This is a genomic window from Bacteroides sp. GM023 (assembly GCF_014750685.1).
GTDB lineage: Bacteria > Bacteroidota > Bacteroidia > Bacteroidales > Bacteroidaceae > Bacteroides.
Genome location: NZ_JAAXGE010000007.1, coordinates 389053 through 403469, shown reverse-complemented (window position 1 = coordinate 403469; position 14417 = coordinate 389053). Strand labels below are relative to the sequence as shown.

Sequence of the window (14417 nt, the reverse complement as noted above, 5' to 3'; positions counted from 1 at the left end):
TAAAATCAAATGGAACAAATTATCGAATGTAACAACCTGACGCATTACTACGGCAAACGGTTGATTTACGAGAACCTTAGTTTCACAGTGCCCAAAGGACGTATCCTGGGACTGTTGGGAAAAAATGGTACGGGTAAGACCACCACTATAAATATCCTGAGCGGCTACCTCAAGCCTCGTTCGGGAGAATGCCGTATCTTCGGACAGGAGATACAAACCATGGCACCCGCCCTGCGTCGCAACATCGGGCTGCTGATTGAAGGTCATGTACAGTATCAGTTTATGACCATCACCGAAATAGAGAAATTCTACGCCGCTTTCTATCCCGGCCAGTGGAAAAGGGAAGCGTATTATGAACTGATGAATAAGTTGAAAGTTGCTCCGGGACAGCGTATCTCACGTATGTCTTGCGGACAACGCTCACAAGTAGCCCTCGGACTGATTCTCGCGCAGAATCCCGAACTTTTGGTATTGGATGATTTCTCCCTCGGACTCGACCCGGGTTACCGCCGCTTGTTCGTAGACTATCTCCGCGACTATGCCCGTTCTGAAGGAAAAACCGTCTTTCTGACTTCACATATCATCCAGGATATGGAACGTCTTGTTGATGATTGCATCATCATGGATTACGGAAAGATATTGATTCAGAAACCTATTTCCGAGTTACTGGAGAAGGGACGCCGCTATACATTTACGGTTCCCGAAGGATATGAGTTTCCCGCATCCGGGGATTTCTATCATCCTTCCGTCATGCGGAATACGCTGGAGACTTTCTCCTTCCTGCCGCCTGCGGAAACAGAGGAGAAGCTGAAATCAATGTCAGTTCCTTATACGGACTTGCATAGCGAACAGGTGAATCTGGAAGATGCCTTTATCGGTCTGACAGGGAAATACTAAATAACTTATAACTTTCAAAAGAATGTACGCTATATTTTATAAAGAATGGATAAAGACACGGTGGTATTTCTTGCTTGCCGTGCTCGCCACACTCGGTTTTACAGGTTACTGTATGCTCCGCATCAACCGGGTGGTAGAAATGAAAGGGGCTGCTCATGTATGGGAAGTCATGCTGCAACGCGATGTCATATTCATTGATATGTTGCAATATATTCCGCTGATTGCGGGAATCCTGATGGCTATCGTGCAGTTTGTGCCCGAGATGCAACGCAAATGTCTGAAGCTGACTCTTCATTTGCCTTATCCTGAACTGAAAATGACGGGGAACATGTTACTCTCCGGCCTGATTCTGCTTCTCGTCTGCTTTGCTTCCAATTTCCTGTTGATGGAGATATACTTGAACGGGATACTTGCCCACGAGTTGAAGAACCACATATTGCTCACTGCCCTGACGTGGTATCTTGCCGGAATCTCCGGCTATCTGCTCGTAGCCTGGATTTGTCTCGAACCGGCATGGAAACGTCGTATCCTGAATCTTGTCATCGCCGTGCTTTTACTGCGAATCTTCTTTTTGTCGCCTACACCGGAAGCATACAATAAGTTCCTGCCTTATCTGCTGGTCTACACATTGCTGACGGCTTCCTTCTCCTGGCTTTCTATCGTACGGTTCAAAGCGGGGAAACAAGACTAAAAGAAATGAAGAATGAAGAATTAATAATGAAGAATTAAAGATGAGACGTTTCAGTACAATATTATTATATGTCACCATTGCTTTCCTGCTTCTATGGCAGTTGCCCTGGTGTTACAATTTCTTTGTCATAAAGCCGGAGAAGACTCCCTTTACGCTATATAGTTTCGTGATTGGGGATTTTGCCCAGATGGGACAGGAGGAAGGAAAAGGAACGGTGCGCCGTGACCTTGCCGGGAATGTGTACTCGGAAGCTGCTTTCGACAGTATTCTCCCGATGTTCTATTTCCGTCAGTTGATGTCCGACGAGCGTTTCCCGGATACGATTAAAGGAGTAGCGGTTAATCCTAAGTTGGTGCAAATGGAGAATTTCAACTTCCGCAGTGTGCCTTCGGATATCAATGCGCCTTCTATCGGTCTTTATCCTTTGCTCGAATCGATGTCCGGCCGTGTAGACTTGAAGATGCCGGATGATGTATTTCGCATCACTTCCCAAGGGATTGACTTTATCGACATGGGCACCAACAGTGTAAAGGCAGATAAAAGTCTTCTGTTCACGGAAGCTATGTCCAAGAAAGGTTTCCGCTTTCCCGCTACGGAAATAGCAGGAAATCCGACTGTAAAGAAAGAGTATGACGAAGGGTATCTCCTGTTGGATGCCGACGGTCGTCTGTTTCATCTGAAACAGGTAAAAGATCGTCCTTATGTCCGTGCCATCACGTTGCCGGAAGGATTGACATTGAATCATCTATACCTGACAGAATTCAGAAATAAAAAGACGCTTGCTTTTATGACAGACGTCAACAATGCCCTTTACGTGCTGAAGAATCGCACATACGATCTAGTAAAAACAGGTATTCCCACATTCAATCCCGAAACGGACGCTTTGACTATCATAGGCAATATGTTCGACTGGACTGTCCGGGTAACAACTCAGGCTTCCGATAATTATTATGCATTGAATGCCGATGATTATTCATTGATTAAGTCGTTAGAGAATGAATCGAATATTCATCCCATGCCGGGTATTACTTTCACTTCCTACAAGGATAAATATGTAATGCCGCGCTTCGAATAGGACTGGAAAAAGTGCCGGATTTAATAGGATAAAAAGAAAATATATTGTTACTTTGCATAAAAGGAAGTTTTTTATGCAAGAAGAAAAAGAAAGAGTGATATATTCCATTCGTGAAACAGCCGAGAAGTTGCTTCCGTCAGGGGCAAAGATTGTGCTGTTCGGGTCTCAAGCTCGTGGTGACGCGAGAGAAGACTCCGATTGGGATATTCTCATTCTTCTTCATAAGGATAGAATCAATAACACTGATTTTAATGATGTGGCCTATCCGCTTATCGAACTTGGATGGCAAATGGGAATAATGATAAATCCCGTTTTATATACATATAAGGATTGGCAAAAAAGAAGCTTCACTTTCTTTTATAAAAATGTAGAACAAGAAGGAATCGTACTATGTCATTAAGTCTTGAAGAAAAAAAAGCCATTATAGCCTACCGCATCCAAAAAGCGGAAGCTACAATGATTGAAGCTAAAGATAATGCAAAATTGGGACATTGGAATCTAGTTGCCAATCGTTTATATTATGCAGCATTCCACATTGTTTCCGCCTTACTTACCGATAAGGGGCTATTCTCAAAAACTCATAATGGGGTTATCTGCCTATTCGGGCAAATATTCGTCACTAAAGGACTTGTTAGTAAAGAAGATGCTCATTTAGTTTCCCGACTACAAAATATGAGAAAATCAGGAGATTATGATGACTTATTCGATTGGACGAAAGAGGATGTCATACCTTTGCTAGATAAGACAGAACTGTTTATATTAAAAATCAAAGAACTTATTTCACTTAAGGAGATAGAATAAAGAAATAGTTGAAGCCGCAATTGCCTCTGCGTTAGACACAAACAAATACGGTTAAAGAAGTTGAGAATCATCTAAGAATTAAACCGTATGAGAATTTATAAGGCATTTCTCTTATTGAGTCTTTTTATTACTACAATCCATAGTTGTTCACTTCCTGCCGACGACGAAGAAAAGGGAGATTTTGAAGAAGACAATCTTACATCCGAACTTCCCTGGGCAGGGGAAACCGATAAATTCACTATCAATGCTAAAGAAGGAGTGCATCTGAATGATCCGGAAGAGACTGCCGGAACAGCCTATATTACAATCCCTTCCACTACTGTCAGAAATACCTGTTGGGAATTTGGGATTCACTTCACTTTTAATCCTTCCGCCAATAATTACGCACGTTTTTATCTGACATCTTCATCCAACACTCTAACCGGCAATTTAAACGGTTATTTTATACAAATAGGCGGAGCTAAAGATAATGTAGCACTCTATCGTCAGAATGGTGACCAACCGAAACTGTTGGCATCGGGAAGAGAATTGATGAAAGGAGACAATTCACCGAAACTATACATAAAGGTAGAATGTGACAATAACGGCTACTGGACTTTTTGGACACGATTGGAATCTGAAAACGAATATACCAAAGAAAAACAAATCAAAGACATCAGCATACAAAATTCTATCTGCTCAGGAATATATTGTGTTTATACAAAAACACGATGCCAAGGCTTCACTTTTCATCATATACGATTGACTAATGATGTAGAAACGACTACTAATCCCGATGACACACCGGATGAGCCGGACGTCCCGGTAGACCCGACTCTTCCCGATTATCCGGAAGAAGTAAAGAACATACTGTTGTTCAATGAAGTGATGTATGATAATGCAAAAGACGGTGCGGAATATATTGAACTGTATAATCCGTCCGACTCCACAGTATCTATTCCGTCATTAAAACTTATGAGGTATATTGATACAGGAGGTAATTCTACAGAAACCAAGACGAGTGTTATTCTCCAACAGATGGACGGCAAGCAGGAAATAAGCGTTCCGCCTTATGGATATATATGTCTTACTAAATCAGCCGCCACTCTTATCAAGAAACATAAAGTAAACGGAGAAACAATCATCGATATTCCCAAATTCCCTGTATTGACAAATGAGGACAGCCACCTAGCTATTATGACAAATGAAGAGAAGTCACGACTTATCGACAAATGCAGCTACTTTGAATCTATGCACAGTTCCAACAATAAAAGGCATCAAGGCATATCTCTTGAGAAGATTTCACCGGAACTAACCTCTTCGACTAAAAAGAACTGGCATTCTTCCAAAGACTCTACTGGCGGAACTCCGGGAAAAGAAAATTCACAAGACTAAACCTGTCCACACTCGTTAGAGATAAGACAGATATCTTGTCTACAGAAACCAAAGATAAAACCAATAGTAGTCAACTTTTATCAAGCCATTACAGTTTTATAAATTCTTTTTCCCGATATATTTAGAAGGAGATACCCCAAAATGTTCTGTGAAATGCTTGCGAAGAGTACGGGTATCCGAATAACCGACCATCTCTGTAATCTCCTGAATCGAATAGTGATTTTCCAATATTAGCGAAGCGGCTTTACTAATACGGATACTGCGAATCATTTCTATTACAGACAAGTCACTACGTTGTTTCACTTTACGATATAATGTAGGCTGACTCATATTCAGTTGCTCGGCTAGCATCTTGACATTTAAGTTCTCATTAGAAAGATTTGCTTCTATCACATGAATAAGCTGCTGCAAGAAAGCATCATCATGCTCCCCTTCTTCCGATTTTTGTTTCAGCATCAAAGCTTTTGTGTAAATCCGCTTTAATTGTTCACGCTGTAAAATCAGGTTATCCACCTTCGCCTTCAAGATTTCCGGATTAAAAGGTTTCATCATATAATCGTCCGCCCCACTATGCGAACCTTGTAATACATCCGCATCTTCCGCCTTAGCTGTTAATATTAGAATAGGAATATGTGCAGTTTCCTGCTGTGCACGAATCTCCCGGCAACAAGTAAAACCATCTTTTACAGGCATCATCACATCAGAAATTATCAGATCCGGTAATTGTTCCTTTGCCATAGACACCCCTTTCTCGCCATTATCTGCTTCATGGACAACGTATTTAGAGGCAAATAAACCATGAATATAATCACGAACATCTTCATTATCTTCAATGATTAACAGACTTTTCTTTGATGTCACATTCTGCGTTTCATCAGACGAAACCGACAAGAACAATTCCGGTTCAAATTCATCTTCCTGCCTTATTTCTTTCTGTTGACAATTCGTCAACTCATAAGTATCTTTAGAGAAATGTTCTTTGCCCTCAGGAATATACAATACAAACGTACTTCCCTCACCTGGCATACTTTCCAATGTAACCAAGCCATGATGCAAATCCATTGTGTTTTTCACTATGTGTAACCCCATTCCTACCCTTGTCGAAATCTCCGGTATATTCTCTCCTGTTATGAATGATTCAAAAACATGTTTCTGTAAATCTTTCGAGATTCCTACACCAGTATCTGATACAACTATCTGACAATAACCATTCCCGTCCCTCATCACATAAGAAACAGAAAGCGAGATACTACCACCTCCCGAAGATGGTGTATATTTAAAAGCATTTGAAAGCAGATTTTGTACAGCTGAAAAAATCTTGTTCTCGTCTACCCAAAACAGAAGTTTCTTTTCCGGTAGATTTATATCAAAATGCACCCCCCTGATTTCTGCCATTTGCCGGAATGGATCCGACACATTTTTTATCAATTGTACCAAATCTACTTCCGATATCCGAAGTTTCACCATTCCAGCCCCTACTTTTTGTATATATAGTAAATGATCGACCAAAGTATGCAGCGAAGTTGCATTCTTATATATTACCTGCAATTTCTTATAAAAAGGTTCTGACGAATGACCTTGTTTCATTAACTCTTGCAATGGAGCCAAGATCAAAGTTAGTGGAGTCCTCAGTTCATGTGCAACGCCTATAAAGAAGTTATCACGCTCCATACGTATCTGATGTTCCTTTTCACGTTCCATATTGATAGTTAATAACTCATGTTTCATCTGCATTTCTCGTTCTAAACGTTTATGGCGTATTTTTATCAGCCGTATGCAATAAACTATCCCTCCAAATACTAACAAGAATATGAAAATGCGAAATATTAAGGTATTACTCCAATGTGGAAGAATCACGATTTTCAAAGAAGTCACAGTTCCTGTCTGTCCATCCGGATAAATACTTCTTACTTCAAAGACATAATCTCCAGTAGGCAAATTAGTATATGACGCTTTTTCCCCATCATCAGATATCGACCAGTCATTCTGATAAGGCAAAAGCCGATAGTTATATTTTTGTTGTTCGTTAGAGTAAGACAAATTATTGAACACTAAAGAAAAATCCCGATTATTATTATTCAAGATCACCTGTTCCGTATAAGAAATCATTTTGTCAAGCACAATCTGATTATTCACCTTTTCACCTATCTCAACCGGATGACTATCAACCTCCAAACCAGTTATCAAAACGCGTTCATTGTTCGGATAAGCGTCTATTTCATCCGGGTCAAAATAAGTCAAACTCTGATTATTTCCAAAAAACAAAGTGTTACAACTGAATAGAGCAGAACGATTACTTCCTGTAATATAATAATTATAAAAAAGATGTTGATGACGACTATAACGTGATATTCCTGAATTACTACCCAGCCAAATATGACCTTTACCATCTTCCACTACACATCCGACAAAGTTACTGCACAATCCATCGTCAGTAGTATAAAACTCGCAGAATTTGTCTTGAGAAGGTGACAGAATAGCAAAACCATCAGTATAACCTACATATAAATTCCCATCCGAAGATGCCAATAATGAACGTACAGAATGATAATCCAAGTTTATACTACATTCATAACCATTTTGTGCCATTATATCACAGGAAGCTGACTCTGTAATCCGACATACCCCTTGTTCACTTGTCCCCAGCCATATTGTCCCATCTTTTGTTCCGGCGATGGCACGTACCCAAAGAGGACTTTTTTCGTCTAAGCAGCACTCTACTGGCAGTTTTACACATGTCCCTATCTGAGGCTCATATAAAAGAAGTCCTTGTTCAGTACCAACCCAAAGTCGTTCCTTCCCATCCATATACAAAGCCCATACAGGAGACTCATTGGCAATCCCGTTTATCAATAGAGGGCGGATTATAAAGCTACCGGACTTAACATTATAAACAGACAGCATACCATTCTTATTTCCAAACCAAAGATTTCCGACAGAATCTTTCAAAGCACATAATATAGTTTCTTCCGACTCTGAACTTTTAATATTCACTTCAGAAAAGCTCAGCTTTTTCCCTTGGATATACGGCATATCGCTCCGCAATATGCCTTTATGAAAAGTAGCCAGCCATATATACTGCTCATCATCCACGAGCACACTACATATCTCATTATGCCTGTCCTGATTATAGCGGTTATAAAACTGAGACCTCAAGTCCGAGTACATTACTCCACCTCCATTGGTACCTATCCATAGGACACCATTTGGATCATAATAAGCGGAAATCATCCTTGTCTCAAGATTCCGGTAAATCTGTGTATGTGTGTAGTTGTATATCTCTGAAACTAACTCTTCCTTTTTGTCTTTATCAGGCATCAATAAGGTATATCCACTCCATGTAGCCGCTAAGTAACGATTATTACCAATGTATATCGTCTCATACACATCTGTATGCGACAGGAGATTCTCTTTTTCCACTCCGCCATAAGAAATACGATCAATAAGCCCGGTGCGTGTATGGTAGCGAATAATACCTCTAACTAAAGTTGAAACCCAAACAATACCCTCTCTACTTAAAATAGAAGTTATTCTCAAAGGGGTTTCATGATCCAGCGAAATATTTAGACACACCTCTGATGTATCCGGACAGAATAGAAATAAATCCCCTTTATTAGTTGTCAACCAAAGTTTATTTTTATTCTCCTCGTCATAGCAGAGAGTATTAAAAAAAACATCATTCCCCGATAATAAGTTATACTCTTTTTGTACTCTAACATGAATAGAAAATGTATTCTTTTCCGATTTCGTTTGTTCTTCCCATTGACACAATAGTAACTTTTTTCCCGATATTCCCCAAAAAGAAGACTCATCAGCTGGCAATATATGTTCAAAGGTTAATTTCTCCTCCCTAAAATCTGAGAACACAGGAATAAAAGCTTCCAGCTTCCGGTTAAAAGAATGAAAAGTCCCATTAGAAATAATTCCTAAATAATCACTCGATAATCGCATAATAACGGTATTAGGAAGGTACTCCTCTATCGGTCTGAAATTTCTGATAGTTCTGCCGTCATAACGGCTCAACCCATTACTTGTTCCGAACCACATAAATCCATCATCATCTTTATATATAGAGGTTATTGTATTATCGGCCAATCCATTTTGCATTGTCAAGATACGAATATCCTTATCAAAAAAAGCATGAACAAGACTTATTGGACTACTTACAATTAAAAAAAGAAGAATTGGATTTAAGCACTTCATTGCATTTGTTTTAATGCAAATAAACAAAGTCACACTCAAATACACAAAAAAAAGTTATAAAGAAATAATGTTTGAATTAAACATGTATGCTAAATGATAAGAACATGCATATCTCGAAAATCCACGCTCACGTACTTTTGCAATATAACACTATGTTTAACTTTAAATGAAATGCAATGAGAAAACTAACATCATTACTCATCATGCTATTGCTAGGTATTAGCTTTATATATGCCCAGCAACTCAGTATCAAAGGCACCGTTATGGACCAAAGGCTCAATGAGCCTATCATCGGCGCCAGTGTATTAGTAGAAAACACCAGCAACGGAACCATTACAGACATGGATGGTAACTTCTCACTCAAAAATGTCGTGAAAGGAAGCGTACTAAAGATATCCTATATAGGGTATCAACCTCAACAAATCACAGTCAATGGAAATCAGACGACCATTAACATTATCTTAGTCGAAAACACACAGAATCTGGATGAAGTTGTAGTGGTAGGCTTCGGTACGCAAAAGAAGGTAAACCTGACCGGAGCAGTAGCAACAGTAGATACCAAAGTATTGGAATCGCGCCCGGTAAGTTCCGTAGCACAGGCTCTTCAGGGAGCAGTGCCAGGATTAAATATCAGCACGCCTAATGCCGGTGGTAAGCTGGATGCCAATCCCTCTATAAACATTCGTGGTACAGGTAATTTGGGAACCGGTTCAAAATCTTCACCTTTGATATTGATTGATGGAGTAGAAGGTGACATCAACACATTAAATCCTCAGGACATTGAAAACATTTCCATCTTAAAAGACGCCGCATCTTCTGCTGTATATGGTTCACGTGCCCCATTCGGTGTTGTGCTTATCACAACCAAGTCTGGACAAAAAGGGAAAGTTTCCGTTCAATATTCAGGAAACTTTCGCTGGTCTCGTCCAACTAATATTCCTGATATGCTCGATGCTTATACATTTGCCCAATACTTCAATCGGGCAAAAGCAAATAACGATGACGGCGGAGCCCCAATTTTCTCTCAAGAAACAATGGACAGAATCCAGCAATATATGCGAGGAGAAATTACAGAAACTGCCGACCCTTCACTAAGCCAAGGCGATAACTTCTTTGTCTTTAATATTAGATCTAATGACAACCAAAACTGGACACGAAACTATATTGATAAAACTGCTTTCGGTCAAGAACATAACGTAAGCTTCTCCGGTGGTAGTGAGAAAGTAAGATATTATTTGTCCGGAGCATACATGGGACAAGAAGGACAAATGAATTACACGGATGATTCTAAAAAGAGATTCAATGCCAGTGCTAAAATCAGTGCAGATATCACTAAATGGATGAAAGTTGAATTTAATTCTCGTTTCATACGAGAGGATATAGAAATGCCTACATTTCTAAAATTGTATGGAGACCGTTTCTTCTCTGAGACAACCAAACTACACCCTAACATGCCATTATATGATAATAACGGTCACTACACACGTAATCCTAAACTGATGCAATTAACTTCAGGCGGACGTTCCAAGACTATCAATGATGACTATTATACGCAAGCAAGTGTTTTACTCACTCCTCTAAAAGGACTCACAATACATGGGGACGTAGCATTACGCACAGAAAGTTTCCAAAACCGTTACAATGTAGCCAAAATATACTTATATAATAGAAATAATGAACCTGTTCCAGAGCAATGGCTAGGAGGAGATACTGATTTAGCAGCAGGTAAAACACAAGCTTACAGTGAAGCTAATCAAAGTTCCTTATTTACTACATCAGCCTATGCAGATTATACTTTTTCTCTCTTCAACGATCACAACTTTAAAATTATGATTGGTATGAATAGTGAAAAGTATTTCATCAATAAATTATGGGCAAAACGTACTGATGTAATCAATGATAATGTAGCAACCGTGCACACAGCTAATGGAGTTAGCAGTAACGATGCAACCATAAACGAATGGGCAACATTTGGATATTTCGGCCGTGTGAATTACGACTACAAAGGCCGTTACTTATTTGAATTTAATATACGTCGTGACGGTACATCACGCTTTCGAGGAGATCGCCGTTGGGGAACATTTCCTTCTGTATCCATTGGTTGGAACATAGCTCGGGAAAATTTCTGGCAACCGCTTGAAAAATACGTAAATCTGTTAAAACCACGATTCTCCTATGGTAGTCTAGGTAATCAAAATACAGATAACTGGTATCCTACTTATTCTATTCAGAATATCACTGTAGGTACTCCAGATGCCGGAGGCAGATGGTTGACCAATACAACGAATAAGTCGAATATAGCATCCTCACCAGGACTGGTCAGTTCACTGTTATCATGGGAACGAATTTATAGTTATAACTACGGAGTCGATTTCGGAGCATTAAATAATCGTTTAACAGGTTACTTCGAATACTTTGTCCGCAACACCAAAGACATGGTAGGACCTGCTGAAGTTATTTCACCAATCGTAGGAGCAGGGTCTCCCAAAAAGAATAACACTTCTTTACAAACTAAAGGCTGGGAACTTCAAATCAATTGGCAAGACCGTATAGGACAAGTAAATTATTATGTAGGATTCAATGTTTCCGATTCACAAACGGAGGTTACCGACTATCCCAGTGCAAATAAACAGTTTGTTGACGGTAATGGCAATGAATTATACTGGACAGGTAAGAAATTAGGTGAAATTTGGGGGCTAAAAACACTTGGCATGGCTAAAACAGACCAAGAGATTGCTGATTATATAGCTATTCATGACCAAAACACACTTGCCGGTGGAACAAAGACCTGGAAAGCCGGAGACATGATGTATGCTAATCTAGATGACGATCCCGCCATTACCAAAGGGACCACTGCAGAAGATCCTGGCGATCTTTGCATAATAGGTAACAGTACTCCCCGTTATCGATTTGGCATTAATCTCGGAGCAGAGTATAAAGGATTCGATTTCAGTGTTATGTTCCAAGGTGTAATGAAACGCGACTACTGGTTGGACGGTATGATATTTTGGGGAATCAATGGTAATGAATGGGCATCCACAGGTTATAAAGAGCACATGAATTTCTTCCGTCCCGAAGGAGATGAACTGGGCGCTAATACAAACGGTTATTTTCCACGTCCGATCATGAATAGCGGACAGAATCGCCAGAAACAATCCGGTTATTTACAGAATGCAGCTTATATCCGTTTGAAAAACTTACAAATAGGCTACACTCTTCCAAAAACTTGGACAGCAAAGGCTTATCTCGAAAAAGTGCGTATCTTCTTCTCTGCGGACAATTTATGGACAGGGACCAAGATCAACGCTAACTTTGACCCGGAAGCTCTTTATCAGAATGGTATGACCTATCCGTTAAGCCGTACAATCTCATGTGGTATCAACATCGTATTATAAACCTTATAAGAAGAGTAATTATGAAAATTAAAAATATATCCATCTTTTTCACTGCCGCATTACTACTGTTTGCGTCATGCGATGATTTTTTAGACAGACAGCCCCTGTCCGACAATGTTGACGAAGGCTTCTTCACGGCCGAGAATCAACTGGAACCTTACTGTAACAAGAAATATGACTTATTACCCGACCATGGGACAAGTCTCAATCTGGGTCGTTTCAAAGCTGATAACAATAGCGATGATATGGCCGCTACAACTCCCGAAAATAATTTTATACCCCAACAGATAAAAGTTGCAGCATCGGGTAGTTACAATAACCATGGTCATCTGCGAGATTGTAACCGTTTCTTGTATTATACCGAAGAAAACCTAAAGAATGGAACACTAACAAGTTCAACTGCCGTTCAACAATATATCGGTGAGATGTATTTCTTTCGGGCATATATTTACTTCAATTATTTAAAATCGTATGGTGATTTTCCCATTCTAACCACCTTCTTAAATGACGGAGATTATAAAGCCAATGTAGAAGCCAACAAACGACGTCCACGAAATGAAGTGGCACGATTCATTCTCAAAGACTTAGACGAAGCGATTTCAAGATTACAACCACGTTCTAACGCTATTACTGCACACCGTATCAATAAAGAAAGTGCTTTACTATTCAAATCTCGTGTAGCATTGTATGAAGGGACATGGGAAACCTATCATAAAGGCACAGCGCGTGTTCCCGGAGGTCCCGGATGGCCAGGTGGAACATTCGAAGGAAATCTGGACACAGAAATTGCCTTCTTCCTTGACGAAGCCATGAAAGCGGCACAACCGGTAGCCGATGCCATACAACTGGAAACAGATTATGCAAGCATGTTCAACCAATCAGACCTATCAGACAAAAGTGAAGTATTACTGTGGCGTATGTATAGTTCAAATGCTAAAGTTATGAATAGTGTATTGGGAGTACTTCATGGGATCAATGAGTATGGAGTAATCGGAAATGGGACCGGATATACCCGATCGCTAATTGAAAGCTATCTAATGGATAATGGAAAACCTATTTATGCAGCCGGAGACTACTATAAAGGAGATGAAACACTCGAAAATGTAGTCGATAATAGAGACGAAAGATTAACCCTTTCAATGGCAAAGCCTGGTGATAAAATATTCAAAGAGCAGAATTTCACTCAGCCTGCACTAGCTGCCACCGATGCAGAACGGTCAACTACAGGATATCTCATTCGCAAAGGCTGGATAGATAATGATATTGCCTACAATGCTCCATACCCATTAGCCCTGACTATATTTCGCGCTGCAGAAGCTTATCTTAATTACATTGAAGCTGATTATTTAAAAGATAAAGTTCTAGACACCAACAGTGATAAATATTGGAAAGCACTGCGAAAGAGAGCCAAGGTAGACGTGAATTATCAGACTACTATCGAGAATACCGATTTATCCAAAGAAATAGATCTGGCAAGATATTCCGGTTCTGAATTAGTAGACGCCACCTTATATAACATTCGTCGTGAACGCCGTTGTGAATTTATCGCAGAAGGAATGCGCAAAGACGATCTCTACCGTTGGAGAGCATTGGATAAGATGAAAAACTATCAGATAGAAGGTTTTAATTATTGGGATAAAAACTATGAGACCTATACAAAATGGACTGAATTTACCCCGGTTGACAAGAGCGTAAGCAAATATCTGCGCCCTTATCACAACAATAATTTAGCCAAAGACGGATACAACTTCGAAGAAGCGAATTATTTGAGCCCACTATCATTAGATGTATTCACAACCTCTACTCCAGAAAAGGGGGGTGATGTTTCAACTTCTGTCGTATATCAGAATCCAGGATGGCCGGTCAAGTCTGACGGATTTGCACTTCAATAGGTGTTACTGATAACGTCCGGCAAAGGGTGTGACAAATAGTTCTGACTATTATTGGCACACCCTTTTTCCTAATTTTAAATAAAATGCTT

9 protein-coding genes are annotated in these 14417 nt (G+C 39.8%); 8 read left to right on the top strand and 1 reads right to left on the bottom strand.

Features of this window, described 5'->3' with window-relative positions; all coding sequences use genetic code 11:
- The first annotated feature begins 9 nt into the window (after positions 1–9).
- The 6 genes from HC965_RS16850 (at position 10) to HC965_RS16825 (ending at position 4838) form a co-directional block, all read left to right on the top strand.
- Positions 10–897, top strand: a complete 888-nt coding sequence (locus HC965_RS16850) for an ABC transporter ATP-binding protein (protein ID WP_191032545.1) — start codon at positions 10–12, stop codon at positions 895–897.
- A gap of 22 nt (positions 898–919) precedes the next feature.
- Positions 920–1588, top strand: coding sequence for a hypothetical protein (locus tag HC965_RS16845; RefSeq protein ID WP_191032544.1), 669 nt, complete (start codon positions 920–922; stop codon positions 1586–1588).
- Positions 1589–1628: 40 nt separating this feature from the next.
- A complete protein-coding gene (locus HC965_RS16840) occupies positions 1629–2663 on the top strand; it encodes a DUF4857 domain-containing protein (protein ID WP_191032543.1) in 1035 nt (344 codons plus the stop codon).
- A 73-nt stretch (positions 2664–2736) separates the two neighbouring features.
- Positions 2737–3063, top strand: a complete 327-nt coding sequence (locus HC965_RS16835; protein ID WP_191032542.1) for a nucleotidyltransferase domain-containing protein — start codon at positions 2737–2739, stop codon at positions 3061–3063.
- The gene (locus HC965_RS16830; protein ID WP_191032541.1) at positions 3054–3464 is read left to right on the top strand and encodes a HEPN domain-containing protein; all 411 of its coding nucleotides are present in this window, start codon (positions 3054–3056) and stop codon (positions 3462–3464) included. Before HC965_RS16835 ends, HC965_RS16830 begins: the two co-directional genes overlap by 10 nt.
- A gap of 87 nt (positions 3465–3551) precedes the next feature.
- The gene (locus HC965_RS16825; RefSeq protein ID WP_191032540.1) at positions 3552–4838 is read left to right on the top strand and encodes a lamin tail domain-containing protein; all 1287 of its coding nucleotides are present in this window, start codon (positions 3552–3554) and stop codon (positions 4836–4838) included.
- Positions 4839–4934: 96 nt separating this feature from the next.
- Here the strand turns inward: HC965_RS16825 and HC965_RS16820 are convergent, their stop codons facing one another.
- Positions 4935–9041 carry a hybrid sensor histidine kinase/response regulator transcription factor gene (locus HC965_RS16820; RefSeq protein ID WP_191032539.1) on the bottom strand — a complete coding sequence of 1369 codons (4107 nt, stop codon included), beginning with the start codon at positions 9039–9041 and terminating at the stop codon, positions 4935–4937.
- A 176-nt stretch (positions 9042–9217) separates the two neighbouring features.
- Between HC965_RS16820 and HC965_RS16815 the strand changes: the two genes are divergently transcribed.
- Together HC965_RS16815 and HC965_RS16810 are read left to right on the top strand one after the other, a co-directional pair.
- Complete coding sequence (locus tag HC965_RS16815) at positions 9218–12436, top strand: TonB-dependent receptor (protein ID WP_191032538.1); 3219 nt, start codon at positions 9218–9220, stop codon at positions 12434–12436.
- A gap of 20 nt (positions 12437–12456) precedes the next feature.
- On the top strand, positions 12457–14328 hold the full coding sequence (locus HC965_RS16810; protein WP_191032537.1) for a RagB/SusD family nutrient uptake outer membrane protein: 1872 nt from the start codon (positions 12457–12459) through the stop codon (positions 14326–14328).
- Positions 14329–14417 lie beyond the last annotated feature (89 nt).

Coding starts and splice junctions, on each gene's coding strand:
- HC965_RS16850 (WP_191032545.1), top strand. CDS start 10: ATGGAACAAATTATCGAATGTAACAACCTGACGCATTACTACGGCAAA.
- HC965_RS16845 (WP_191032544.1), top strand. CDS start 920: ATGTACGCTATATTTTATAAAGAATGGATAAAGACACGGTGGTATTTC.
- HC965_RS16840 (WP_191032543.1), top strand. CDS start 1,629: ATGAGACGTTTCAGTACAATATTATTATATGTCACCATTGCTTTCCTG.
- HC965_RS16835 (WP_191032542.1), top strand. CDS start 2,737: ATGCAAGAAGAAAAAGAAAGAGTGATATATTCCATTCGTGAAACAGCC.
- HC965_RS16830 (WP_191032541.1), top strand. CDS start 3,054: ATGTCATTAAGTCTTGAAGAAAAAAAAGCCATTATAGCCTACCGCATC.
- HC965_RS16825 (WP_191032540.1), top strand. CDS start 3,552: ATGAGAATTTATAAGGCATTTCTCTTATTGAGTCTTTTTATTACTACA.
- HC965_RS16820 (WP_191032539.1), bottom strand. CDS start 9,041: ATGAAGTGCTTAAATCCAATTCTTCTTTTTTTAATTGTAAGTAGTCCA.
- HC965_RS16815 (WP_191032538.1), top strand. CDS start 9,218: ATGAGAAAACTAACATCATTACTCATCATGCTATTGCTAGGTATTAGC.
- HC965_RS16810 (WP_191032537.1), top strand. CDS start 12,457: ATGAAAATTAAAAATATATCCATCTTTTTCACTGCCGCATTACTACTG.